We start from the raw sequence: 25,087 nt of genomic DNA on the forward strand, positions 1-25,087 counted from the left end.
CATAGGAAAAACAGTTAGATATTGCTATAATACTTAAGATAGTGGGAATCTTTTAAGTATAGGAGGAAAAAGAATGTTACGTTTTTTTCCGCAAAAAAACAAATATATTCAAGAAAAAAGCGAATTTCAATTTAATACCGATGGACCAATTCCTCAGCACATTGCCATCATCATGGACGGCAATGGTCGTTGGGCGCAAAACCGTCGTTTGCCACGAGTTGCTGGCCATAAAGAAGGCATGGAAACAGTAAAGAAAGTCACAAAAAAAGCATCAAGGCTTGGAGTGAGAGTGTTGACGCTTTATGCCTTTTCGACTGAAAACTGGAAGCGACCAAAAGATGAAGTAAATTTTCTCATGCAACTACCTGTCGACTTCTTTGATACGTTCGTACCAGAATTGATTAAAGAAAATGTCAAAGTTCATGTCATGGGTTATGAAAACGTATTGCCAGAACATACGCAAGATGCTGTAAGACGTGCAATTGAGCAAACAAAAAACAATACTGGAATGGTATTGAATTTTGCTTTGAATTATGGAAGTAGAGCAGAGATCGTGACTGCTGTCCAAGAAATTGCCGAAGAAGTAGCAAAAGGAGAAATACACGCAGAAGAAATCGATGATGAATTGATTGCTAAGCATTTAATGACAGGTTTCTTGCCTAAAGAGTTACAAGATCCTGAGCTGATGATCCGTACAAGTGGAGAAGAGCGAATTAGTAATTTTCTGTTATGGCAGATCGCATATAGTGAGCTGTATTTTACAAAAGCGCTTTGGCCTGATTTTAATGGTGCGCATCTTGAAGAAGCAATCGCCTCTTATCAAAATCGAGACCGTCGATTCGGCGGTGTAAAAAAAACAGAAGATGAGAAAGGGGATCAGTCATGAAACAACGTGTGATCACAGCAGCCGTGGCGCTAGTCTTGTTTATTCCGATTATATGGATCGGAGGCATAGCAGTTGAGCTTACAGCAGCAATCTTAGCGGTAGTAGGAGTTTACGAGCTGTTCCGGATGAAAGGATTGACACTCTTAAGTTTTGAAGGAGTTTTATCCGCCGTTGGTGCAGTGTTACTTGTTTTGCCAAAAGAAAGATGGTTTTTCTTTCTTCCAGAGAATGTAAGTACATTTATGTTATTTTATCTTATAGTTATGATTCTTTTAGGAACATCAGTTATTTCTAAAAATACGTATACGATTGATGAAGCAGGTTTTCCTGTGCTTGTCAGCTTGTATGTGGGAATAGGCTTCCAGAATTTTGTCAATGCACGAACAGAAAGCTTGGCTGTTTTGATATTTGGTCTATTTATTGTTTGGGCAACTGATATCGGAGCATATATGGTTGGTCGACGTTATGGTCAGCATAAGTTAAGTCCTGATATTTCGCCCAACAAAACGATTGAAGGTGCGCTCGGTGGTATCGGTAGTGCTGTTGTAGTCGCATTTCTTTATTTATTGCTATACCCAGCAAAAGAACTATTCAATCATGGTATGTTTGTCATGCTTCTGATGACGATTATTTTTTCAGCAGTCGGACAATTTGGTGATTTGGTCGAATCTGCAATCAAACGTCATTATGATGTGAAAGACTCGGGAAATATCTTACCAGGCCATGGTGGAATCTTAGACCGTTTCGACAGTTTGCTGTTTGTATTTCCTATCATGCATTTATTTGGCATTATTTAGTAAGTATACCTGCGTTTCTTTGTGAATTTCATAAAAGACGCAGGTTTTTATTTTTCATTATATTGATACTATTGGTGTCTTTGGTATACTATGGTAAAATTATAGTGTTTTATCGTTGTTTTATAAAAAACACAAAAAACAAGTAAAGGAGAAAAAAGCTATGAAAACGATTCTGACATTTATCATCGTTTTTGGTATATTAGTGATTGTTCATGAGTTTGGTCATTTCTTCTTTGCGAAACGATCAGGAATCCTCGTTCGCGAATTTGCTATCGGTATGGGTCCGAAAATTTATGGGCATCAAGCAAAAGACGGGACAACATATACGCTTCGCCTATTACCTATTGGCGGTTATGTTCGAATGGCAGGCAATGGGGATGATGAAACAGAAATGGCACCAGGAATGCCTCTTTCTCTTTTACTAAATTCTGACGGCATCGTAGAGAAGATAAATTTAAGTAAGAAAATCCAATTGACAAATGCTATCCCGATGGAATTGAGCCGTTATGATTTAGAAGATGAGCTGACTATCACTGGTTATGTGAATGGAGACGAAACAGAAGTAGTAACCTACCCTGTTGATCACGATGCGACGATTATTGAAAACGACGGAACAGAAATCAGAATTGCGCCAAAAGACGTACAGTTCCAATCGGCTAAATTGTGGCAGCGTATGCTGACCAACTTTGCTGGACCCATGAATAACTTTATTTTGGCAATCGTGTTATTCATCATTCTGGCATTTATGCAAGGTGGTGTTCAAGTGACGAACACTAATCGCGTAGGAGAGATCATGCCTAATGGAGCTGCGGCAGAAGCAGGCTTAAAAGAAAATGATGAGGTAGTCAGTGTGGACGGAAAAGAAATCCATTCATGGAATGATCTGACAACAGTCATTACGAAAAATCCGGATAAAACATTAGACTTTAAGATCGAACGAGAAGGTCAGGTGCAATCTGTCGACGTGACACCGAAATCTGTAGAGTCAAATGGCGAAAAAGTTGGCCAACTTGGTATAAAAGCCCCAATGAATACAGGTTTTATGGATAAGATCATTGGAGGGACGCGTCAAGCTTTCAGCGGTTCATTGGAAATTTTCAAAGCCTTAGGATCACTATTTACAGGTTTCAGTTTAGATAAATTAGGCGGACCTGTCATGATGTACCAATTGTCTTCAGAAGCAGCAAATCAAGGTGTAACAACTGTTATTAGTTTGATGGCGCTTCTTTCAATGAATCTCGGAATCGTCAATCTGCTTCCGATTCCTGCCTTAGATGGCGGGAAATTAGTCTTGAATATTTTTGAAGGGATTCGCGGGAAACCATTAAGTCAAGAAAAAGAAGGAATATTGACATTAGCTGGCTTTGGATTTTTAATGTTGTTGATGGTGCTAGTTACATGGAACGATATTCAACGATTCTTTTTCTAGAAAAAGTTGACAAATAGGGTATAATAACAAACGATAACTATTTTGAGGAAATAAAGGAGTATATAGAATGAGACAATCAAAAATGTTGATTCCAACATTACGCGAAGTTCCAAATGATGCAGAAGTATTAAGCCATCAAATCTTGCTAAGAGCTGGATATATCCGCCAAGTATCAGCGGGTATTTATTCATATCTGCCATTAGCAAATCGTGTATTGGAAAAACTGAAACGCATTATGCGGGAAGAATTTGAAAAAATCGGAGCGGTAGAAATGCTGATGCCTGCCATCTTGCCAGCAGAACTTTGGGAAGAATCTGGGCGTTACGAAACATATGGACCAAACTTGTATCGTTTCAAAGACCGCAATGATCGAAAAATGATCCTTGGACCAACTCACGAAGAAACTTTTACTGATTTGATGCGTAATGAAATCAATTCATATAAGAAATTACCTTTAAATCTTTATCAAATCCAACCTAAATATCGTGACGAAAAACGACCTCGCTTCGGTTTGCTTCGCGGAAGAGAGTTTATCATGAAAGATGCATATTCTTTCCATGCAACGGAAGAAAGTTTGGACGAGACATATAAAGATTACGAAAAAGCCTACACCGAAGTATTCAAGCGTTGTGGCTTAGAATTTCGCTCGATCATCGGAGACGGTGGCGCAATGGGCGGGAAAGACTCAAAAGAATTCATGGCGATCTCAGAAATCGGGGAGGATACGATCTGTTATTCGACTGAAAGTGATTATGCTGCAAACTTGGAGATGGCTACAAGCTACTATGTATCAAAAAAATCGCATGAAACACAGCTTGAATTGGAGAAAGTAGCTACACCTAACGTAAAATCAATTGACGAAGTAGCAGATTTCTTTTCTGTTGAACCTCAAAAAATCATCAAGTCTGTATTGTTCATTGCGGATGAACAACCTGTCCTTGTTTTGGTACGCGGAGACCATGAAGTCAATGACGTAAAACTGAAAAACTTTTTATCTGCTGACTTTTTAGAAGAAGCAACAGAAGAAGAAGCACAAAAATATCTAGGTGCTGAGTTTGGTTCTGTCGGACCAGTCGGTGTTTCAGATGACGTAAAAGTATATGCAGACCGTTATGTCCAAGATTTAGCGAATGCCATTACTGGAGCGAACGAAACAGGATTCCACTATAAAAATGTGAATCCAGAACGCGATTTCACTGTACTTTCTTATGAAGATCTTCGTTTTGTACAAGAAGGAGATCCTTCACCAGACAACAATGGTGTTCTTGCCTTTACTCGAGGAATCGAAATCGGACATATCTTCAAAATCGGCACTCGTTACAGTGAATCTATGGGAGCAACTGTACTAGACGAAAATGGACGAGAAAAATTTGTGATTATGGGCTGTTATGGTATCGGTGTAAGTCGTTTATTATCAGCAATCGTTGAACAACATTCAGATGAACAAGGAATCAACTGGCCAAAAGGAATTGCGCCATTTGATTTGCATATCGTCCAAATGAATCTAAAAGACGAATACCAAACAAACCTGACGAATGAACTAGAAGAAGCGATGACAAAAGCTGGCTATGAAGTACTGGTTGATGACAGAAATGAACGCGCAGGAGTGAAATTCGCGGATTCTGATTTGATTGGCTGTCCAATCAGAATCACTGTCGGTAAAAAAGCAGTGGATGGAATCGTAGAAGTGAAAATCAAGAAAACTGGCGAAATGGTTGAAGTACGTAAAGAAGAATTGGCGAATACTTTACCAATCCTCTTGAACCAAGGCGAATAATAAGCGTTAAAACACAGAAAATAAAAATAGCTGAATCAGCTGTTTTTGACAATCTGATGATTCGCTTTTAAAATTGGAACTGCGATTTGAATCGCAGTTCCAATTTTTTAATGTAAAACTCAGAAAAAACGAGTATACTAAAAGGTACTGAAAAAGAAGAGGATAAGATGCGATCAATTGCATTGTTTCTCATCAGAAAGGGCGTATATCTTTGTCAGAAAAACGAGATTTATTTGAAAAACTGTTGGAACAAATCCAACTAGAGGAAGCAGAAAAAAATCATCCACTGCTTACTGCTGGTGAAATGGATAGTGTAGTGGTCCATCGTAAATCGCGTTTATGGGAATTTACGCTGCATTTTTCCAAAATTTTGCCTATTATGCTATATCGGTCATTGACTCAGCATCTGACTATCGCTTTTAAAGATATTGCACAAGTCAAACTGAATATCTTAGCAGATGACCAGACATTCGATGAACAGCTCTTGCAAGATTACTGGGCCCAAGCTTTGGAAAATCAGCAATGCGATACACCACTAGCACAGCAAGTATTGAAAACGCAGGTACCTGTGATAAAAGATCGTAAAGTCATCTTGCCAATCGACAGTACAGGAGCTATTTCTTATTTGAAGCAACAATACTTGCCATTAGTAGAAGAGTTGTTCGTCAGTTACGGATTCCCAAAATTTCGTATCGAACCAGAAGTGGATGAGCAGCAAGCGGAACGAGTATTGAAACTTTTTGAAGAACGCAAACAAGAACAGGCAGAAGCCTTTATGAAGCAAGCAGCTGAAAGTCTAGTTGTCCACGAACAAAAGAAAAAGGAAAGAAAAGAGCAATCGCCAGCTCTTGAAGGACCCATCCAGCTAGGACGAAATATTCCAGCCGATGAACCAACGACACCAATGATCAGTATCGTTGAAGAAGAACGAAGAGTCACACTTGAGGGGTACGTATTCGACAAAGAAGTCAGAGAACTACGTTCAAAACGCAAGATCTTGACTTTGAAAATCACAGATTATACTTCATCATTTATCGTCAAAAAATTCTCGAACGGCGAAAAAGATGAACAAGTATTTGATGCGATCAGTGTCGGTAGCTGGTTAAAGGTACGAGGAAGTATTCAAGAAGATACGTTTGTCCGTGATTTGGTCATGAATGCGCAAGATATCATAGAAGTCAAACATACACCTCGCAAAGATTATGCTCCTGAAGGGGAAAAACGAGTAGAGCTTCATGTTCATAGCAATATGAGTACGATGGATGCAACAAACAGCATCTCTGATCTTGTGGCACAAGCAGGGAAATGGGGACACCGAGCTATCGCCATTACAGACCACGGTGGTGCGCAAGCCTTTCCGGAAGCACATAGTGCTGGAAAAAAAGCAGGTGTGAAAATCTTATACGGCGTGGAAGCGAATGTCGTAGATGATGGTGTCCCAATTGCTTATAATGATGCACATGAAGCATTGAGTGAAGCCACATATGTCGTATTTGACGTGGAAACGACAGGATTGTCTGCAGTATATGACACGATCATCGAGCTAGCCGCAGTCAAAATGTATAAAGGAAATGTGATCGAAAGCTTTGATGAATTTATCGATCCAGGACATCCTTTGTCACGAACAACGGTAGATCTGACTGGTATCACGGATGAAATGGTTCGAGGATCAAAGTCGGAAGAAGAAGTATTGCGGATGTTCCTTGAATTTTCAAAAGATACAATTTTGGTAGCCCACAACGCGGCTTTTGATATGGGGTTCTTGAATACTAGCTACGCAAGGTATGGTATTCCTGAAGCGGCCAATCCAGTCATTGATACGTTGGAATTAGCTAGATATCTGTATCCTCAATTCAAACGTTTCGGATTAGGTGTGTTATCTAAAAAATTTGGTGTCAGCTTGGAACAGCATCACCGAGCAATCTATGATGCTGAAGCAACTGGTCACTTAGCATGGATCTTTGTGAAAGAGGCAATGGACAATCATAACATGCTTTATCATGATCAGCTAAATGAGCATATCGGAGAAGGAGATTCTTACAAAAGGGCTCGACCTTTCCATGTAACGATTTTAGCAAAAAATCAGGCAGGACTGAAAGATTTGTTCAAACTGATTTCAATGTCGAATGTCGAATACTTCGAACGCGTCCCACGAATACCACGCTCCCAATTGAAAAAGATGCGTGAAAATCTATTGATCGGCTCAGCTTGTGATAAGGGAGAAATATTCGAAGCCATGATGCAAAAAGGGGTAGAAGAGGCAAGAAACCGAGCAAAATTCTACGATTATATTGAAGTTATGCCAAAAGCGGTCTATGCGCCTTTGATCGAGCAAGAATTGGTAAAAAATGAACATGATTTGGAAGAAATTATCCAAAATTTGGTAGAAATCGGAAAAAGTTTGGATAAAATCGTTGTTGCAACAGGTAATGTACATTATCTGAACGAAGAAGATGCCATTTACCGAAAAATTTTGATCAATTCTATGGGCGGAGCGAATCCGTTGAATCGTCATAGTTTGCCGGATGTCCATTTCCGAACAACCGATGAGATGCTAACTGCATTTCACTTTTTAGGGGAAGAAACAGCGAAAGAGATCGTAGTAGAAAATACGAATAAAATCGCAGATATCTGCGAAGAAGTGATTCCAGTCAAAGATGAACTTTATACACCGAAGATTCCAGGTTCAGAAGATGAAATATCAGAATTGAGTTACACAAAAGCAAAACAAATGTACGGAGATCCGTTACCTGAGATCATTCAAAAACGATTAGAAAAAGAGTTGAATTCTATTAATGGTAATGGCTTCTCGGTTATTTATCTGATCGCCCAAAAACTAGTGCATAAAAGTAATGAAGATGGCTATCTAGTAGGTTCACGTGGCTCTGTTGGCTCTAGCTTTGTTGCGACGATGACAGGAATCACTGAAGTTAATCCGTTAGCCCCTCATTATTATTGTCCAGAGTGCCAATATTCCGAGTTTTTTGAAGATGGTACGTATGGTTCTGGATTTGACATGCCAGAAAAACAATGTCCAAAATGTGGTGCACGCTTAAACAAAGACGGTCATGATATTCCATTTGAGACATTTTTAGGATTCCATGGAGACAAAGTGCCCGATATTGATTTGAACTTCTCAGGTGATTATCAAGCAGAAGCCCATAACTATACGAAAGTATTGTTTGGCGAAGACTATGTTTACCGTGCCGGAACGATTGGTACAGTCGCCGACAAAACAGCATATGGCTATGTAAAAGGATACGAAAGGGACAATAATCTGCAGTTTCGAAGTGCAGAAGTCGACAGATTAGCAAAAGGCGCTACTGGAGTCAAACGGACAACCGGCCAGCATCCAGGGGGGATCATCGTTATTCCCGATTATATGGATGTCTATGATTTTACGCCGATCCAATATCCAGCAGACGATCAAAATTCAGAATGGAAAACGACTCATTTTGATTTCCACTCGATTCACGATAATGTATTGAAATTAGATATTCTAGGGCATGATGACCCAACTGTTATTCGGATGCTTCAAGATTTATCAGGGATCGATCCACAAACGATCCCTACGGATGACCCGGAAGTGATGCGGATATTTGCCGGTCCTGAAGTACTTGGAGTAAGTCAGGAACAAATTTATTCCAAAACAGGGACATTAGGTATTCCAGAATTCGGCACTCGTTTTGTTCGAGGGATGCTAGAAGAAACGCATCCTACAACTTTTGCAGAACTACTGCAAATTTCCGGACTATCTCATGGTACAGACGTATGGTTAGGAAATGCGGAAGAATTGATTCGACGAGGAGATGCGACACTGGCGGAAGTAATCGGCTGTCGTGATGATATTATGGTTTATTTGATCCATGCTGGATTAGATAGCGGGATGGCATTTAAAATCATGGAAACTGTTCGTAAAGGACAATGGAACAAGATCCCTGATGAATTGCGAGAAACCTATCTATCGGCGATGAAAGAAAATAATGTGCCCGACTGGTATATCGATTCTTGTTCAAAAATCAAATATATGTTTCCGAAAGCCCATGCTGCAGCTTACGTATTGATGGCTCTTCGTGTCGCTTATTTCAAGGTTTATTTCCCTATTTTGTATTACTGTGCATACTTTTCTGTACGTGCAGACGACTTTGATCTAGTCTCCATGTGCAAAGGAAAAGATGCTGTGAAACAAGCAATGAAAGAAATCACGGACAAAGGATTAGATGCTTCCGTAAAAGAAAAGAATCAACTGACAGTGCTGGAGTTAGCCAATGAAATGCTGGAACGAGGATTCAAATTTGGAATGATTGATTTGTATAAATCGGATGCCGTTAACTTTGTTATTGAAGGTGATACGTTGATCGCACCATTTAGAGCTGTCCCAAGTTTGGGAACCAACGTGGCAAAACAAATCGTTGAAGCAAGAAAAGACGGTCCATTTTTATCCAAAGAAGATCTTGCCACCCGCGGTAAAGTTTCAAAAACATTGATCGAATATATGAACGACAATGGCGTATTGAAAGATCTACCAGATGAAAATCAATTATCGTTATTCGATATGCTATAAGCATCTGTTTTCCTGTCTGCTTGTAATTTTAAGCAGAGTATGGTATAGTTCTTATAGGTAATGATACTAACTGTGAGTGAGCGGATTTTTCGCTCACTCTTTTTAATGGAATTACGCACTTAATTTTTAAGGAGGCGAAACTTTTGAGTAGCGTCGTTGAAACAGTCACAGAAATGGTGACACCGATTTTAGATGAACAAAATTTTGAACTTGTCGAAGTCGAATTTGTAAAAGAAGGAAAAAGCTGGTTCTTACGAGTATTTATTGACAAAGAAGGCGGTATCGATATCGAAGAATGCGCCTTTGTCAGTGAGAAACTGAGTGAAAAACTTGATGCAGCAGATCCAGATCCGATTCCTCAAGCTTATTTCCTGGAGGTATCCTCCCCGGGAGCAGAGCGGCCATTGAAAAAAGAAAGCGACTATGAAAAGGCACTTGGTGATTATGTCCATGTCTCCTTATACCAACCAGTAGATGGCGAAAAACAATATGAAGGATTTCTTCAATCATTTGATGCTGAACAGCTTACATTGAAAATACGCATAAAAACACGAGAAAAAGAATTGACTTTTGACCGAAAAAATATTGCAAAAGCTCGCTTAGCTATCCAATTTTAATCACGGAGAGGAATCAGAAAAAAATGAGTAAAGAAATGTTAAATGCGTTAGACGCTTTAGAAGCTGAAAAAGGGATCTCAAAAGAAATCGTGATCGATGCTTTAGAAGCAGCATTGGTTTCTGCATACAAACGTCACTATGGCCAAGCACAAAACGTCGAAGTGGAATTTGATCAGAAAAAAGGAAAGATCCATGTCTATGCGGTAAAAGAAGTAACGGAAGAAGTGATGGATTCACAGTTGGAAGTCTCATTGAAAGATGCACTTTTAATCAATCCAGCATATGAGATCGGTGATACGATCCGTTTTGAAGTAACACCAAAAGATTTTGGGCGGATCGCTGCGCAAACGGCTAAACAAGTTATTTTACAGCGTGTACGTGAAGCAGAAAGAACGATTATTTATAACGAATTCAGTGCTTATGAAAAAGACATCATGCAAGGAATCGTCGAACGCCAGGATAAACGTTATATTTATGTCAATCTTGGTAAAATTGAGGCAGTTCTTTCTAAACAAGATCAAATGCCAAATGAATTTTATCAACCACATGATCGAATCAAAGTTTATGTTTCCCGAGTAGAAAATACGTCTAAAGGTCCGCAAGTATTTGTTAGCCGCAGCCATCCAGACCTATTGCGTCGCTTATTTGAACAAGAAGTACCAGAAGTCTATGATGGAATCGTTGAAATTGTCAGCATCGCCCGTGAAGCTGGCGATCGTTCAAAAGTGGCAGTTCGCTCAAATGATCCAAATATCGATGCAGTCGGTACATGTGTCGGGCCAAAGGGACAACGAGTTCAAGCAATCGTCAATGAATTAAAAGGCGAAAACATGGATATCGTCGAATGGAATGAAGATCCAGCTGTATTCATTGCAAATGCATTGAATCCTGCACAAGTCATGGATGTGATCTTCGATGAGACAAATCCAAAGGCCTGCACAGTTGTCGTTCCAGACTACCAATTATCGCTAGCAATCGGTAAACGCGGACAAAATGCACGTTTAGCTGCTAAATTGACTAACCATAAAATCGATATCAAATCAGAATCTGACATGACGGAATTTTATGAAAATCAAGAACAACAAAAAGAAACAGAAGAACTGCATGATGAAGCAATCGTTCAGTCAGATTTAACAGACGATGAATATGAAACAATTGCATTCAACAATGAAACGGTCGAAGAAAAACCAGAAGCTTAACTTTAGTAAGGAGGCAAAGAGATGAAACAAAGGAAAATTCCTTTACGCAAATCCGTGGTTTCAGGTGAAATGAAACCTAAAAAAGAGATGGTCCGAATCACCCGTTCAAAAGAAGGGGAAGTATCGATCGATCCAACTGGAAAAATGCCTGGACGAGGAGCGTATGTCTCACTTGAGCCGGAAGAAGTACAACAAGCTTGGGATAAAAAAATTCTCGATCGAGTACTCGAAACAACATTAACAGATGAGTTTTATCAAGAACTTCTTGACTATGTCACTCACCAAAAAGCACGTAAAGAGTTATTTGGAAAATGAATACAGTTAATCGGCAAAAAGCCATGAATCTCATCGGTCTAGCGATGCGCGCGGGAAAACTAATCACGGGTGAAGAACTGACCATTGCTGAAATCCGCAAACAAAAAGCAAAATTGGTGTTTGTGGCAACCGATGCAAGCGAGAATACAAGAAAAAAGATAAAAGATAAGAGTTCATATTATGAAGTTCCTTGCTTTGAGCTATTTTCTGAAGCAGAAATCACGCAGATGATCGGAAAACCTCGCAAGGTATTCGGAATAATGGATGCCGGATTTGCGAAGAAGACCAAGGAGCTAATTGAAGGTTAGGAAGGTGATTGCATGGGCAACAAAAGAATCTATGAATTAGCAAAAGAACTCAAAAAATCTAGTAAAGACGTCGTGGAAAAAGCACAACAACTTGGCATCGATGTGAAAAACCATATGGGTGCGATTACTAGCAATGATGAGAAGAAATTGCAACAAGCGTTCAAAAACCCAAGCACGAAACAACAAGCTGCACAACAAGCAAGCAGAAAACCAGCCAATCAACAGCCGAACGATCAACGTAAAAAAGAAACAACGAACAATCAACAAAAAAATAAAAATAACCGCAGTTATCAAGATCGCGGTCAAGGGAGCGGTCAAGTGAATCAAGGAAAAAAAACAACAACAAACCAAAATAATACGGGAAATACCAGCAGCCAAAATCGTCAAGGAACGAGCCAAGGCGGCAATCAAAACCGTACTAACAATAACAACAAACCAAACAATAACAATCGCGGCAAATTTAATAATAATAACCGTAATCGTTATAATAAAAAAGGTAAAAAAGGCAAACAGCAACAATCAACTAAACCAGCTGTACCACCACGCAAATTCCGTGAATTGCCAGATGTATTAGAGTATACTGAAGGTATGAACGTAGCAGATATTGCGAAAAAAATTCATCGTGAGCCAGCAGAAATCATTAAAAAATTATTTATGCTTGGTGTCATGGTCAATCAAAACCAAGCACTGGATAAAGATACGATTGAACTGTTAGCGACGGACTATGGCATGGAACCACAAGAAAAAGTCCAAGTTGACATTGCTGATATCGATAAATTCTTCGAGGCAGAAGAAGTCGATCCAGATAAATTAGTCTCACGTCCGCCAGTAGTAACGATTATGGGACACGTAGACCACGGGAAAACAACCTTATTGGATACATTGCGCCATTCACGTGTAACAAGCGGCGAAGCCGGCGGAATCACACAGCATATTGGTGCCTATCAGATTGATATTGATGGCAAACCAATCACTTTCTTGGATACACCAGGACATGCGGCCTTTACAAGTATGCGTGCACGTGGAGCAAGTATCACAGATATCACGATCTTAGTTGTTGCTGCAGATGATGGCGTCATGCCACAAACAGTTGAAGCAATCAACCATGCCAAAGCTGCAGGCGTTCCAATCATCGTCGCTGTAAACAAAATTGATAAACCAGGTGCAAATCCTCAGCATGTTATGCAAGAATTAAGTGAGTATGAATTAATTCCTGAAGCATGGGGTGGAGAAACGATTTTTGTTGAGATCTCAGCGAAATTCGGCCAAAACATCGAAGAATTGCTGGAAATGATCCTGTTAGTCGCAGAAGTAGAAGATTTAAAAGCAGATCCAACACAACGCGCAATCGGAACAGTGATCGAAGCACGTCTTGATAAAGGTAAAGGTCCTGTGTCAACCTTACTTGTCCAAGAAGGAACACTTCATGTTGGTGACCCAATCGTTGTCGGTAATACTTACGGACGTGTCCGTGTAATGACAAACGATCTTGGCCGTCGCGATAAAGAAGCAGGACCTGCAACGCCAGTAGAAATCACTGGCTTAAATGATGTACCTCAAGCAGGTGACCGTTTCGTAGTCTTCGAAGACGAAAAGACAGCACGTGCAGCGGGTGAAGAACGCGCAAAACGTGCATTATTGGAAAACCGTGCTGCCACAAGCCGTGTGACTTTGGACAACTTATTTGAAAGCCTGAAAGAAGGCGAATTGAAAGAAGTTAACGTAATCATCAAAGCAGATGTACAAGGTTCAGCAGAAGCACTGGCTGCATCATTGAAGAAGATTGATGTGGAAGGTGTCCGTGTAAAAATCGTCCATTCAGCTGTCGGAGCAATCAATGAAAGTGATGTAACCTTAGCAGCAGCCAGCAACGCTATTATCATCGGTTTCAACGTTCGTCCTACACCGCAGGCAAAAGTGCAAGCTGATACTGAAGAAGTCGATATTCGTCTTCACCGTATCATCTATAAAGCCATCGAAGAAATCGAAACTGCGATGAAAGGGATGCTAGACCCTGAATTTGAAGAAAAAATCACTGGTCAAATGATCGTTCGTGAAACCTTCAAAGTTTCTAAAGTTGGTACGATTGCAGGTGCCTATGTAACAGAAGGATATATTCGTAGAGATAGCGGTGTCCGTGTAATCCGTGACGGAATCGTAATCTATGAAGGACAACTTGCAAGTCTGAAACGATTCAAAGATGACGTGAAAGAAGTCAAAATGGGTTATGAATGTGGTGCAATGATTGAAAAATTCAATGACATCAAAGTAGATGACGTAATTGAAGGATTTATCATGGAAGAAGTCAAAAATGACTAAAAACTGATAAAAGGAGGCCAATCATTATGGCTAACTACCGTGATCGCCGAGTCGGTCAAGAAATCTTAAAAGAAGTCAATGATATTTTGCGCAAAAAGGTCCGTGACCCTCGTGTGGAGAACGTAACGATCACAGATGTGAAAGTTACGGGGGACTTACAGCAAGCAACGATCTATTACAGCATTTTATCTGACTTAGCATCAGATAAGAAAAAAGCACAAGATGGATTGAATAAAGCATCAGGATTGATTCGTCGAGAATTAGGGCACAATCTAAGTATTTATAAGACACCTGAATTGTTCTTTGAACTTGATGAATCAGTTGTCTATGGCAACCATATCGATGAATTGCTTCGCGACTTGAACAAAGACTAATCAAAAAATTCCGCAAATCCTGTGAAATCAGGGGTTGCGGGATTTTTTTGTTTTCATTAAGACGTATTACCTAAGAGTTCCATGACTTTAGTCTGGTAGCGTGTCAGCTAACCAAAAAAGAGAAAAAGAAAAGTAAAAAATTCGACTTTCTTTTTTCTAGTAGTATATAAATTTTTGCATATAGATAAAGATCAAGATACCGATAACGGAAGCTAGATTGTAATCTATTTTAGTGACAGTCAGGTATAGCCAAGTAACTAGAAGATCAGTGGAACCTGCACCATAAAAGTTTGAGTTTGTCGGTCCGTTGACAGTTAAAAGAAAAATCACGTTGAAGTTATTGATATTTCCGATTACGCCGCTTCGATTTGGTCACGATCCAAATTTTGGATAATCCCTGGAGAAATTAGCATAGTAGCTGGGATACCAATTCACATATTGACAAAGATAACAGAGACTTTTACATAAAACGGATCAATCAGGAAAGGAATTGCTCGATCCAGCCCCAGTTTTCCAACAATGTGTTAACTGGCCTAGCGTCATTCAGCAAATTATGCATGATGAGGAGCGAAATGAACTGCGGAACAGCCATTGTGATAACGACAAGTTTTTTGGATCAATGTAAAAAACGTCAGCGAAAGGAAAAATTTCGTGGTTTTTTATACCTGTTCATTTGGCTAGATATAAAATCCAAACAAATGAACAGAAGTGCTTATTAGGTTTCAATTGGGAGTATCTGCGCTAGAATAAGAGTAATAATGAAAAGGAGTGTTATGTATGGATTATTCTAGTAAAGAATACTTTGATAAAATGACGGCTTGGTGGCGTGCTGCTAATTATCTTTCTGTTGGGCAACTTTATCTTAAAGATAACCCCTTACTGAGACGTACACTGAAACCAGAAGATGTCAAAAAACATCCAATCGGTCATTGGGGAACGATTCCTGGCCAAAATTTTATTTATGTCCATTTGAACCGAGTCATCAATAAATATGATTTGAACATGTTTTATATCGAAGGGCCAGGACACGGCGGACAAGTCATGGTATCGAATGCTTATTTAGATGGAAGTTACACAGAGATCTATCCAGAAGTAACGGAAGATGAGACAGGAATGCAAAAATTATTCAAGCGATTTTCATTTCCTGGAGGCATTGCTTCTCATGCAGCACCAGAAACACCAGGTTCTATCCATGAAGGCGGAGAGCTTGGATACTCTCTTTCACATGCAGTCGGAGCTGTATTAGACAATCCTGAAGTAATCTCTGCTGTCGTGATTGGTGATGGTGAAGCAGAAACCGGTCCTTTAGCTGGAAGCTGGTTCTCAAATGTCTTTATCAATCCAGTGATAGATGGAGCTGTTTTACCGATCCTTCATTTAAATGGTGCAAAAATAGCCAACCCAACGATCTTGGCACGTAAATCAGATGGAGAATTAGCAAATTACTTTAACGGACTTGGCTGGGAACCTTTCTTTATTGAAGGAAATGATCCAGAAAAATTAAATCCTGTTATGGCTGAAAAAATGGATCAAGCAATCGAGAAAATCAAATCCATCCAAAAAGAAGCTCGCCTGAAGACAGCAACAGATGTCGTGATGCCAAAATGGCCAGTATTGATCGTACGCACACCAAAAGGATGGACCGGTCCAAAAGAATGGGACGGGGAACCAATTGAAGGAACCTTCCGAGCACACCAAGTACCGATTCCTGTAGATCAAGAACATATGGATCATGCAGATGCTTTACTCCGTTGGCTGAAATCCTATGAACCAGAAAAATTATTTGATGCACAAGAACGTATTTTAGAAGAAATCAGAGAAATCGCGCCTACTGATGACCAAAGAATGGCAAAAAATCCTATCACCAATGGTGGAATCGATCCAAAACCGCTTATTATGCCAGATTGGAAAAAATATACTTTGCAATTTGAAAAACCAGGCTCCATTAAAGCAGAAGATATGACCGAACTTGGTAAATTCGTTCGCGAGATCATTGAGAAAAATCCAGAAAATTTCCGTATATTTGGACCAGATGAAACAAAATCAAACCGATTGAATCAAGTTTTCAAAACGACAAATCGCCAATGGATGGAAAAAATCGAACCAGAAAATGATGAATGGCTTTCGTCATCTGGTCGCGTCATCGACAGTCAATTATCGGAACACCAAGATGAAGGGTTCTTAGAAGGGTACGTTCTGACTGGACGTCATGGTTTTTTTGCAAGTTACGAATCATTCTTGCGAGTGGTTGACTCTATGTTGACTCAGCACTTCAAATGGATGCGGAAATCACATGACCTTTCTTGGCGAAATGATTATCCTTCGCTAAATCTCATTGCAAGCTCAACAGTCTTCCAGCAAGATCACAATGGATATAGCCACCAAGATCCAGGAATATTGACACATTTGGCAGAAAAGAAGGCGGAGTTCATCCGTGAATATCTGCCTGCGGATGCAAATACATTGCTCGCAGTCATGGATAAAGCATTCCGCTCGTCAGAAAAAATCAATTTGATCATCTCTTCCAAACATCCGCGTGCTCAATTTTACTCAGCAGAAGAAGCAGCCGTCTTAGTGAATGAAGGCTTGAAAATCATTGATTGGGCTTCGACAGCAAAAGAGGAGGAACCTGAATTGGTCATTGCTGCTGCAGGAACGGAATCTAACTTAGAAGCATTAGCAGCTGTAACTTTGCTGCTGGAAGAATTCCCAAAACTAAAAATTCGGTTCATCAATGTCGTAGATTTATTGAAATTACGTCATCCAAGTCAAGATCCGCGTGGGTTGAGCGATGAAGAATTTGATCAATATTTTACAAAAGACAAACCGATCTTATTTGCTTTCCACGGTTATGAAACATTGGTCCGCACGATTTTCTTTGATCGTCATAACCATCATTTAATGATTCATGGCTACAAAGAAAATGGAGATATCACGACACCATTTGACATGCGTGTAGTAAATGAACTTGATCGTTATCATTTGGCAAAAGACGCAGCTTTAAAAATCAAAGGAAGTCAAGCAGAAGATTTTGCGAAAAAAATGGATCAGAAATTACAAGAACATCAAAACTATATTCGTGAAAATGGTATTGATCTGCCAGAAGTATTGGATTGGAAATGGAAAAATCTTGACCAATAAAATGATAAAATCGATCCCGCAAAACAGAATTTTTTACATTGATTAAGAAACTGAAAAAATAAATAAAAAAAACGGAAAAAAGACTGGAAGAATGGCCAGTCTTTTTTTTCGTTTTTGGGAAATGAAAACCAAACTATTTACCTGTAAGCCACCCATAAATCCAATCAAATGGTGCAAAGAAAAAATCTTCCATTCTATTCCCTCCTTTAAAAAAGCATAACATGATTTCTATTTACGTGAGCATGAATTTTGTTACGTTTTTATTGCCGAAAAATAAAAACCGTTCATTATGATGTCAAATTCGTCAGTAATTGATGCAATGTGTTATAATAATTCAGTTAAATCAAAAATGAAATGGAGAAAAGACATGGACGGGTTATTACCTTTATGGAAAGAACGCGGAATGACAAGTCATGATTGCGTATTCAAATTAAGAAAAATCTTACATACGAAAAAAATCGGACATGGGGGTACGCTTGACCCAGACGTAGACGGTGTGTTGCCCATTTGTATTGGAAAAGCCACAAAAGTTATCGAATATTTGACAGATTCTGGGAAAATCTATGTAGGCGAGATAACTCTAGGTTTCAGTACAACGACGGAAGATCGATCCGGAGAACGGGTAGAAACAAAACCAGTAGATATGTCTTTATCTGAAGAAAAAATAGATGAAGTGATGGCTTCATTTATTGGTGAGATCACCCAGATACCACCAATGTACTCAGCGGTAAAAGTCAACGGTAAGCGGTTATATGAATATGCCCGCAATAATGAAACAGTGGAGCGTCCTGTTAGAAAGGCTCAGATTTACCGTTTTATCCGGACAAGTGAATTGACAAGAGACGAAGTGACAGGAACCATTTCTTGGCGCTTCGAAGTAGAATGCGGGAAAGGAACCTATGTCCGCACATTAGCTGTAGATACAGGCAAGAAACTTGGTTACCCTGCGCACATGTCTGATCTGACCCGAACAGCAAGTGCCGGTATGTCCCAGAAGGATGCTCTGACATTAGAAGAAGTAGCTCAAGCTGTGAAAAATGGGACAATCGATGATTGTTTGCTGCCAATAGAAAAAGGAGTGGAACGGTTCAAACGAGTAGATATTACTGATGAAGTATGGCAGAAAGTAAAAAACGGTATGAGACTTGATTATACTGTATTTGCGCTCCCAGAAATGCCGTCAGAAGAAATTGCTTTGTTTTATAAAGGAAAAGTTGTCAGTATTTATCAGCCAAACCCGAAAGAAAAAAACAAATTAAAACCTAGTAAAGTATTGAGAAATGAGGAATAACGAATGAATATCATCAAGATCAGACATCCTTACCAATCAGAACAAATTCCAGAAGACGATGTCGTTTTAGTGCTGGGATTTTTCGACGGCGTGCATATCGGACACCAGAAAGTCATAAAGACAGGTATGGAAATTGCACAAAAAGAAGGATTGAAATTAGCATTGATGACTTTCAATCAGCATCCATCGATTGTCTTTAAAAAGATCGATCCTAGCAGCGTGAAATATTTGACTAGCCTTAAGCAAAAAGAAGAAAAAATGGCCGCTTTGGGTATAGATTATTTATATGAAGTTGATTTTACTTCTTCTTTTGCTCATTTAGCACCGCAGGAATTTGTTGATCAATACATCGTAGGGTTACATGCAAAATATGCTGTTTCCGGTTTTGATTATACGTATGGACCAAAAGACATTGCAGATGTCGCTCATTTTCCTGAATATGCCAAAGGAAGATTCAAAATCGTCACAGTTTCTAAAGAAGAAGAACAAGGTGAAAAAATCAGCTCTACTCGTATTCGAGGATTACTAGACAGCGGACAAGTAAAAGAAGCAGCAAAACTATTAGGTTGCACATATGAGGTAGAAGGGGTAGTTGTCCATGGCGATGCACGAGGCAGACTACTAGGATTCCCTACAGCAAATGTCAAAGTAAAGAGCACAGTTCATTTGCCTAAAGAAGGTGTTTATGTATCGGAAATAAAAATTGGGGAAACTTGGTATCCAGCCATGGGTTCAATTGGACATAATGATACATTCGGTGAAGGACGGGAGCTGACTGTAGAATTGTACATTTTGGACTTTAATCAAGATATCTATGGTGAACATGTCACAGTACGCTGGAATCAATTTTTAAGAGATCAAGTGAAATTTTCTAGTGTAGAGGAATTGATTGAACAACTTAAAGAGGATGAACAAGCAACAGCTGAATATTTTTCTCAGCAATAAAACATTATGCATAAAATCTCTTGTTTATGTATAACTAGCAATTACAATAAAATGGGTGATAAATAAGCCCAGGAAAGGGGCTGTGACAAAAGTCTTGTCACAGCCTTTTTTTCCAAATAAATGGTTTTTCAGAAGTAGTTTCTTCGGAAATAAGCCGAAATTTCTTGAAGCTGACCACTTCTGTCACAACCTCTTTCTTTATAGAAGTAAAAGGACACTAGCAATTCATGAAAACGATTGCTAGAGCGTATCATTTGCTTTAGACTATATATCTTGGTGTACACTCACTTTAAGACGGAAATAAAAGTTATCCGTAATAACAGGTTTAGGTATGAAAAAGGAGTGGGTACTATGTATAAGGAATTAGAAAACAAAGTCGCAGTAGTAACTGGTGGCTCAAAGGGGATTGGAACAGCGATTGCTCAACGATTCGGGAAAGAAAAAATGAATGTAGTTGTCAACTATAACTCGGATAAAGAAGGAGCAGAAAAAGCAGTCAAAGCAATCGAAGAGGCAGGCGGAAAAGCAGTCTCTGTACAAGCAGATGTCAGTTCTGAAGAAGGAATACAGCGTTTACTTGATACGGCTTTAGAAAATTTTGGGACACTGGACGTTTGGGTTAATAATGCTGGGATGGAAAATCAGCATCCAACCCATGAACTTAGCCTTGAAGATTGGGAAAGAGTGTTAAAAGTCAATTTGACTGGCGTTTTTATCGGAACGAAAGCGGCTTTAAATTACTTTACAGAGAATAATAAAAAAGGAAATATCATCAATATGTCTTCTGTTCATGAACAGATCCCATGGCCAACGTTTGCTCATTACGCTGCTTCAAAAGGCGGGGTAAAATTATTTACCGAAACGGTAGCAATGGAGTATGCACCGAAGGGAATCAGAATCAATAGTATAGGCCCTGGTGCTATCCGTACACCTATTAATGCGGCAAAATTTGATGATCCTGAACAAAAAGAACTCTTGGAAAGTATGATCCCACTAGGACGCGTAGGTGAACCAAAAGAAATAGCGGCGACAGCTGCATGGTTGGCTTCAGACGAATCCAGTTATGTTACAGGTATTACACTATTTGCAGATGGTGGGATGACTTTATATCCTTCTTTCCAAGGTGGAAAAGGATAAGGGTGAATAAAAATGGGTTTATTGATTGCATTGATCCCGGCAGTTGGCTGGGGGATCCAGCCACTGATTTTGAAAAAGATTGGTGGCAGACCAACAAATGAGATATTAGGAACTGGTATTGGAGCGGTGCTTGTCGGCTTACTCGTTCAATTATTCGCTTCTCCAGCTGGTATTTCAGTGACTACATTTTTGATTAGTTTACTTTCTGGTGCATTTTGGGTTATTGGACAAACAGGACAGTATACATCTTTCAACTTGATTGGTGTTTCTAAAACGATGCCAATTTCGACTGCATTACAGTTAGTCGGAACCTCGTTGATTGGTGTCTTCGCTTTTGGAGAATGGTCTGGAAGTATGGGGAAAATCATTGGAGCAGCAGCAATCATTCTTTTTGTATTTGGTTCTGCTTTAACGGCAATCAGTGATGATCCTGGAAAAAAAGGCGGTATCACAAAAGGAATTAGTCTATTAGCATCAACAAGTATTGGTTATTGGGTATACAGTGCATTGCCTAAACTAGTTGATGCAAGCGGACTTTCCATTTTCTTTCCGCAAATGATCGGTGTCTTTTTAGGGGCAGTGATTTATGTGATTTTCCGTAAACCAACCGCATTTTCTGAAGACAAGAGTTGGAAAGCAACGATCGTTGGAGCCATCTTTAGTGTGTCAGCATTGGCTTATATTTTTTCAGCAAATGAAAATGGGGTTGCTACTGCATATATCATTACACAGCTAAACGTAGTTATCTCTACATTAGGCGGTATGTACATCCTGCATGAAAATAAGACACCAAAAGAAAAAAAATTAACGATTATCGGATTATTGCTGATCGTAGTAGGAAGCATGGTCACGGTCTTTATTTGAGGATAAAGATGGTAAAATCTCATTTATTAAAAAAATATTTGTTTGAACCAAACAGTAAGTACTTATAAAAAAATAGCGCTAGAATTTCCAACATCTCTGGAATTTCTAGCGCTTTTTAATTGTTTAAGATACAAGGGAAATATCTGTCTGGATCAATAATTTTTCATTGATCCATTGACTAAAGTTTACGACATAATTGAAGTTACCACCGATTAGTATCTCCGCATGATTGTCTTTATAAAGATCGTATTGTAAAAGACGGTCTTTTTTATTTGCGTAAACATCGTTATGGTACTGGACTAATTGTTCTCGGAATTGATTGATTGCTGTAAAATCACGATACTGAAGGTTGAAACGCATCGTGATTGGTGCATTTAGCATGAATCGCTGCATTTCTTTTGCTGCTTCCTCTGCTTGATCTCCGTATAGGAACTCAAAAAGATTACGTTCAGAAAATTTCCATTGCCCGCCAACCTTTGTTCCTTTTAGTTTTCCTTCATGAAGATAATTTCTGATAGAACGTGTAGTAACACCTAATTGTTCGGCTAATTCATTTACTGAGTAAAAATCTTTCAATGTTCACCCTCCTATGTGAATGGTTCTACTGACTTAGTTGATATTTGCTTAATCACGAAATGTAGAAAGAACGATTTTAATTAAGGTCATTGTAAAAATCAAGTCAGAAAATTCTAACTTTTATTTCTCTAAAGAAATTCCTTCTCTCCTAAAGTGATATTATATTTAAATATACCTGAAAATAATGGGCAGTATTATGAAAGATCACTGATATTTTCTCGTATTTTTTCCTTATTCAAAAGTTTTGCAGGAAAATTGCTGAAAAAATAATTTTACTAAGTGGAAAATTCAAAGCCATTCAATCAGTGATTTTTTTCAGCACAAGAAAGACTCCTTATAAAAATAGCAGATACTTTGTCAATTAAGTGTTTAACCAGGGATGATAAAAAGGATAGGATTGAACAAAACCTGTATAAGGTGATGAATAGTTTCCTCGCCAGTAAAGGGTTTATTCGTATAAAGCTTTATCGCCAAAATTTATCATGACCTTTTTTATCTTCAATATTAAATGAAATCAATTGTTCAATCAATTCCCAGTTGATTACACTTTTCCAAGGAACTTTGATGACGTTATCCGTATATACGTAGCCTGCTTCTTGGATATTTTTTTCAAGGGCACGAATCGCTGCTTTTTCCGGTGCGATAGAAAAATGATTTTTAGCAAAACTAAATGCAATAATAAAGGTACCATGGTCAGTAAACATAGGTTGGTTCCATTTTACAGTTGTGTCTAGCTGGGGATACGTTTCTGTTATCTTAGCAAAAAGGTCTTTGATCTTTTGTTGATGTTCTTTTTCTTTGATCTGATTGATGATCGGCTGAAATTTTTCCATTCTAAAACGCCTCCATTAAGTGGTTTGATTTATTTTACCAGAAAAACAATAGTTATGTATAAAAAACGAACAAAACACAAGTAATGTTGTAACCGCTATATTTATATGATAAGATGTCTCAAATAGTAAAATAGAAAAGAGACATAAAAATGATTGACTTGGCAAAGAAATTCTTACACGAAAATATATATTTTGAGTTGTATCATCATCGAGCCATTTATACAAATGAAGATGCTTTGGTAATAAAGAAAGAACAAGGATTTACAGGTACAGAGACCAAAAGCTTATTCTTAAAAGATAAAAAAGGTAATAACTACGTATATCTGACTTTTACTACGAAACAAACGGATTTCAAAGCATTAGGGAAGATCGTCGGTAAAAGGCTTTCTATTGTTTCATCAGAACGCATGGAAGAACAAACGGGACAAAAGCAGGGCGCTGTTTCTCCGTTTGGTTATGAAAAACAGATTCCGATTATTATTGATGAAGAGCTCTTATCAAATGAAAAACTTGTTTTTGCACCAGGTAGACCAGATCAAACGATGGTCATCCAAACGGTTGACTTAAACAAAATCATCCAGCTACTTGAGATGCCGATATTTTTGATGCCGGCAAACGAAAAAAACAATTAACCAAGTAAAATAGTGCATACTTGGAGGTGAAGCAACATGATAAGTTATCCATTATTAGAAAGAAATGCAACGATTGGGGTTACTGCACCATCCTCAGGCGTATCAGAGGAACACCATTCGTTACTCGAATCAGCTTTAAAGAGAATGGAAGAAAAATCTTTCCAAGTAGTTACTGGAAAGACGCTTTGGACGCAAGATAAGGAAAAATCAGGTCCAGCAAGAAAACGAGCAGATGAATTCAATCAAATGATGCAAGATGAAAATATCCAAATGATCTTTCCGCCTTGGGGAGGAGAATTATTGATTGAGATTCTCGATTTTGTCGATTTTGATGCTCTACAACCAAAATGGATAGTAGGTTATTCAGATATTAGTACGTTGCTACTTGCTGTCACATTAAAAACAGGGATAGCCACTGCACATGGAACTAACCTTATTGATTTAAGAGGAGAGTACTTGGATGAAACGACAGCAATGTGGGAAAGTGTACTGAAAACAAGAGAAGGAGAATCGATTCTACAGCAATCTTCTGAAAAGTATCAAAAAGTGTGGCCCCATGAGCATTCATCATCTTCTGTTTTCCATCTCACTGAACCAACAAATTGGCAATCAGTCAGCGGAGATGCAGTAAGGATGAAGGGACGATTATTAGGTGGCTGTATTGATACGATCAGGCATTTAATCGGTACCCCTTATGGAGATGTCCAATCTTTTAAAAGAAAGTATAATGATGGAAAGCCGATCTTGTGGTTTCTAGAAAACTGTGAGCTATCGTCAGTTGATTTAAGAAGATCACTTGTTCAGATGAAACTGGCAGGCTGGTTTGATGGCAGCTCGGGGATCATGTTCGGTAGAAGTGCGGCAGAGGATTTGTTAGATTATAAAATGAAGGATGTATACGAAGATCTGTCAAAGGAATTAAAACTACCGATCTTGTATGATATTGATTGTGGTCATGTACCGCCACAACTGACATTGATTAATGGTGCCTATGCAGAAGTAGCGGTAGAAGATAGAAAAGCGACTGTTTTGCAAACGTTTATTTAAAAAATTTTTTCCTGCCTTGGAGTTTATCAAAGACCA

20 protein-coding genes and 1 pseudogene are annotated in these 25,087 nt (G+C 38.9%); 18 read left to right on the forward strand and 3 right to left on the reverse strand.

Annotation, left to right across the window (positions count from 1 at the left end; genetic code table 11):
* Positions 1-73: 73 nt before the first annotated feature.
* From IGL70_RS05105 to rbfA, 11 genes are all read left to right on the forward strand, one after another.
* The gene (locus tag IGL70_RS05105) at positions 74-886 is read left to right on the forward strand and encodes an isoprenyl transferase (RefSeq protein WP_104873766.1); all 813 of its coding nucleotides are present in this window, start codon (positions 74-76) and stop codon (positions 884-886) included.
* Positions 883-1,683: a phosphatidate cytidylyltransferase gene (locus IGL70_RS05110; RefSeq protein WP_002294135.1), complete on the forward strand. Its 801-nt coding sequence runs from the start codon at positions 883-885 to the stop codon at positions 1,681-1,683. Before IGL70_RS05105 ends, IGL70_RS05110 begins: the two co-directional genes overlap by 4 nt.
* Positions 1,684-1,843: 160 nt before the next feature.
* A complete protein-coding gene (gene rseP, locus IGL70_RS05115; protein WP_104873765.1) occupies positions 1,844-3,112 on the forward strand; it encodes an RIP metalloprotease RseP in 1,269 nt (422 codons plus the stop codon).
* A gap of 67 nt (positions 3,113-3,179) precedes the next feature.
* Positions 3,180-4,889 carry a proline--tRNA ligase gene (locus tag IGL70_RS05120; RefSeq protein WP_002297401.1) on the forward strand — a complete coding sequence of 570 codons (1,710 nt, stop codon included), beginning with the start codon at positions 3,180-3,182 and terminating at the stop codon, positions 4,887-4,889.
* A gap of 211 nt (positions 4,890-5,100) precedes the next feature.
* Complete coding sequence (locus tag IGL70_RS05125) at positions 5,101-9,453, forward strand: PolC-type DNA polymerase III (RefSeq protein ID WP_002294138.1); 4,353 nt, start codon at positions 5,101-5,103, stop codon at positions 9,451-9,453.
* A gap of 143 nt (positions 9,454-9,596) precedes the next feature.
* Positions 9,597-10,070 (forward strand): ribosome maturation factor RimP, encoded by a 474-nt coding sequence (rimP, locus tag IGL70_RS05130; RefSeq protein ID WP_002288499.1) that lies wholly within the window; start codon positions 9,597-9,599, stop codon positions 10,068-10,070.
* Between the two features lie 23 nt (positions 10,071-10,093).
* On the forward strand, positions 10,094-11,269 hold the full coding sequence (nusA, locus tag IGL70_RS05135; protein ID WP_002288500.1) for a transcription termination factor NusA: 1,176 nt from the start codon (positions 10,094-10,096) through the stop codon (positions 11,267-11,269).
* Between the two features lie 21 nt (positions 11,270-11,290).
* Entirely contained in the window at positions 11,291-11,584 is a 294-nt protein-coding gene (gene rnpM / locus IGL70_RS05140; RefSeq protein ID WP_002288501.1) for an RNase P modulator RnpM, read from the forward strand.
* The gene (locus IGL70_RS05145) at positions 11,581-11,892 is read left to right on the forward strand and encodes a YlxQ-related RNA-binding protein (protein WP_002288509.1); all 312 of its coding nucleotides are present in this window, start codon (positions 11,581-11,583) and stop codon (positions 11,890-11,892) included. The genes rnpM and IGL70_RS05145 overlap by 4 nt, the downstream gene beginning before the upstream one ends.
* A gap of 12 nt (positions 11,893-11,904) precedes the next feature.
* Positions 11,905-14,211 (forward strand): translation initiation factor IF-2, encoded by a 2,307-nt coding sequence (infB, locus tag IGL70_RS05150; protein ID WP_094850625.1) that lies wholly within the window; start codon positions 11,905-11,907, stop codon positions 14,209-14,211.
* Between the two features lie 26 nt (positions 14,212-14,237).
* Entirely contained in the window at positions 14,238-14,585 is a 348-nt protein-coding gene (gene rbfA, locus IGL70_RS05155) for a 30S ribosome-binding factor RbfA (protein ID WP_002294142.1), read from the forward strand.
* A 156-nt stretch (positions 14,586-14,741) separates the two neighbouring features.
* On the opposite strand, the pseudogene IGL70_RS05160 reads toward rbfA, so the two are convergent.
* Positions 14,742-15,198 (reverse strand): annotated as a pseudogene (locus IGL70_RS05160) (carbohydrate ABC transporter permease); the annotation flags it as partial.
* A gap of 164 nt (positions 15,199-15,362) precedes the next feature.
* Between IGL70_RS05160 and IGL70_RS05165 the strand changes: the two are divergent.
* From IGL70_RS05165 to IGL70_RS05185, 5 genes are all read left to right on the forward strand, one after another.
* Complete coding sequence (locus tag IGL70_RS05165) at positions 15,363-17,726, forward strand: phosphoketolase family protein (RefSeq protein ID WP_104873764.1); 2,364 nt, start codon at positions 15,363-15,365, stop codon at positions 17,724-17,726.
* A gap of 367 nt (positions 17,727-18,093) precedes the next feature.
* Entirely contained in the window at positions 18,094-19,017 is a 924-nt protein-coding gene (gene truB / locus IGL70_RS05170) for a tRNA pseudouridine(55) synthase TruB (RefSeq protein WP_002338378.1), read from the forward strand.
* Between the two features lie 3 nt (positions 19,018-19,020).
* Positions 19,021-19,962 (forward strand): riboflavin biosynthesis protein RibF, encoded by a 942-nt coding sequence (ribF, locus tag IGL70_RS05175; protein ID WP_104765393.1) that lies wholly within the window; start codon positions 19,021-19,023, stop codon positions 19,960-19,962.
* 351 nt (positions 19,963-20,313) lie between these two features.
* Positions 20,314-21,099 carry an SDR family oxidoreductase gene (locus IGL70_RS05180; protein WP_002288522.1) on the forward strand — a complete coding sequence of 262 codons (786 nt, stop codon included), beginning with the start codon at positions 20,314-20,316 and terminating at the stop codon, positions 21,097-21,099.
* Between the two features lie 12 nt (positions 21,100-21,111).
* The gene (locus tag IGL70_RS05185; protein ID WP_104873763.1) at positions 21,112-21,963 is read left to right on the forward strand and encodes a GRP family sugar transporter; all 852 of its coding nucleotides are present in this window, start codon (positions 21,112-21,114) and stop codon (positions 21,961-21,963) included.
* Between the two features lie 123 nt (positions 21,964-22,086).
* Here IGL70_RS05185 and IGL70_RS05190 read toward each other — a convergent pair whose 3' ends face one another.
* Entirely contained in the window at positions 22,087-22,539 is a 453-nt protein-coding gene (locus IGL70_RS05190) for a helix-turn-helix domain-containing protein (RefSeq protein ID WP_002296526.1), read from the reverse strand.
* 464 nt (positions 22,540-23,003) lie between these two features.
* Positions 23,004-23,372 carry an iron chaperone gene (locus tag IGL70_RS05195; protein ID WP_002294467.1) on the reverse strand — a complete coding sequence of 123 codons (369 nt, stop codon included), beginning with the start codon at positions 23,370-23,372 and terminating at the stop codon, positions 23,004-23,006.
* 149 nt (positions 23,373-23,521) lie between these two features.
* Between IGL70_RS05195 and IGL70_RS05200 the strand changes: the two genes are divergently transcribed.
* A complete protein-coding gene (locus IGL70_RS05200; RefSeq protein ID WP_104873762.1) occupies positions 23,522-24,004 on the forward strand; it encodes a YbaK/EbsC family protein in 483 nt (160 codons plus the stop codon).
* A gap of 36 nt (positions 24,005-24,040) precedes the next feature.
* Positions 24,041-25,051: a S66 family peptidase gene (locus IGL70_RS05205; RefSeq protein ID WP_002317625.1), complete on the forward strand. Its 1,011-nt coding sequence runs from the start codon at positions 24,041-24,043 to the stop codon at positions 25,049-25,051.
* Positions 25,052-25,087: the final 36 nt, after the last annotated feature.

It is taken from the genome of Enterococcus sp. DIV0901a (assembly GCF_051711525.1).
GTDB classification, from domain to species: Bacteria; Bacillota; Bacilli; order Lactobacillales; family Enterococcaceae; genus Enterococcus_B; species Enterococcus_B faecium.

Excerpts from the sequence above, each read along its gene's own strand:
- nusA (WP_002288500.1), top strand. The coding sequence starts at position 10,094 with ATGAGTAAAGAAATGTTAAATGCGTTAGACGCTTTAGAAGCTGAAAAA.
- IGL70_RS05110 (WP_002294135.1), top strand. The coding sequence starts at position 883 with ATGAAACAACGTGTGATCACAGCAGCCGTGGCGCTAGTCTTGTTTATT.
- IGL70_RS05165 (WP_104873764.1), top strand. The coding sequence starts at position 15,363 with ATGGATTATTCTAGTAAAGAATACTTTGATAAAATGACGGCTTGGTGG.
- IGL70_RS05120 (WP_002297401.1), top strand. The coding sequence starts at position 3,180 with ATGAGACAATCAAAAATGTTGATTCCAACATTACGCGAAGTTCCAAAT.
- rseP (WP_104873765.1), top strand. The coding sequence starts at position 1,844 with ATGAAAACGATTCTGACATTTATCATCGTTTTTGGTATATTAGTGATT.
- rnpM (WP_002288501.1), top strand. The coding sequence starts at position 11,291 with ATGAAACAAAGGAAAATTCCTTTACGCAAATCCGTGGTTTCAGGTGAA.
- infB (WP_094850625.1), top strand. The coding sequence starts at position 11,905 with ATGGGCAACAAAAGAATCTATGAATTAGCAAAAGAACTCAAAAAATCT.
- IGL70_RS05180 (WP_002288522.1), top strand. The coding sequence starts at position 20,314 with ATGTATAAGGAATTAGAAAACAAAGTCGCAGTAGTAACTGGTGGCTCA.
- IGL70_RS05105 (WP_104873766.1), top strand. The coding sequence starts at position 74 with ATGTTACGTTTTTTTCCGCAAAAAAACAAATATATTCAAGAAAAAAGC.
- IGL70_RS05200 (WP_104873762.1), top strand. The coding sequence starts at position 23,522 with ATGATTGACTTGGCAAAGAAATTCTTACACGAAAATATATATTTTGAG.
- truB (WP_002338378.1), top strand. The coding sequence starts at position 18,094 with ATGGACGGGTTATTACCTTTATGGAAAGAACGCGGAATGACAAGTCAT.
- IGL70_RS05185 (WP_104873763.1), top strand. The coding sequence starts at position 21,112 with ATGGGTTTATTGATTGCATTGATCCCGGCAGTTGGCTGGGGGATCCAG.
- rbfA (WP_002294142.1), top strand. The coding sequence starts at position 14,238 with ATGGCTAACTACCGTGATCGCCGAGTCGGTCAAGAAATCTTAAAAGAA.
- IGL70_RS05205 (WP_002317625.1), top strand. The coding sequence starts at position 24,041 with ATGATAAGTTATCCATTATTAGAAAGAAATGCAACGATTGGGGTTACT.
- IGL70_RS05195 (WP_002294467.1), bottom strand. The coding sequence starts at position 23,372 with ATGGAAAAATTTCAGCCGATCATCAATCAGATCAAAGAAAAAGAACAT.
- ribF (WP_104765393.1), top strand. The coding sequence starts at position 19,021 with ATGAATATCATCAAGATCAGACATCCTTACCAATCAGAACAAATTCCA.
- IGL70_RS05145 (WP_002288509.1), top strand. The coding sequence starts at position 11,581 with ATGAATACAGTTAATCGGCAAAAAGCCATGAATCTCATCGGTCTAGCG.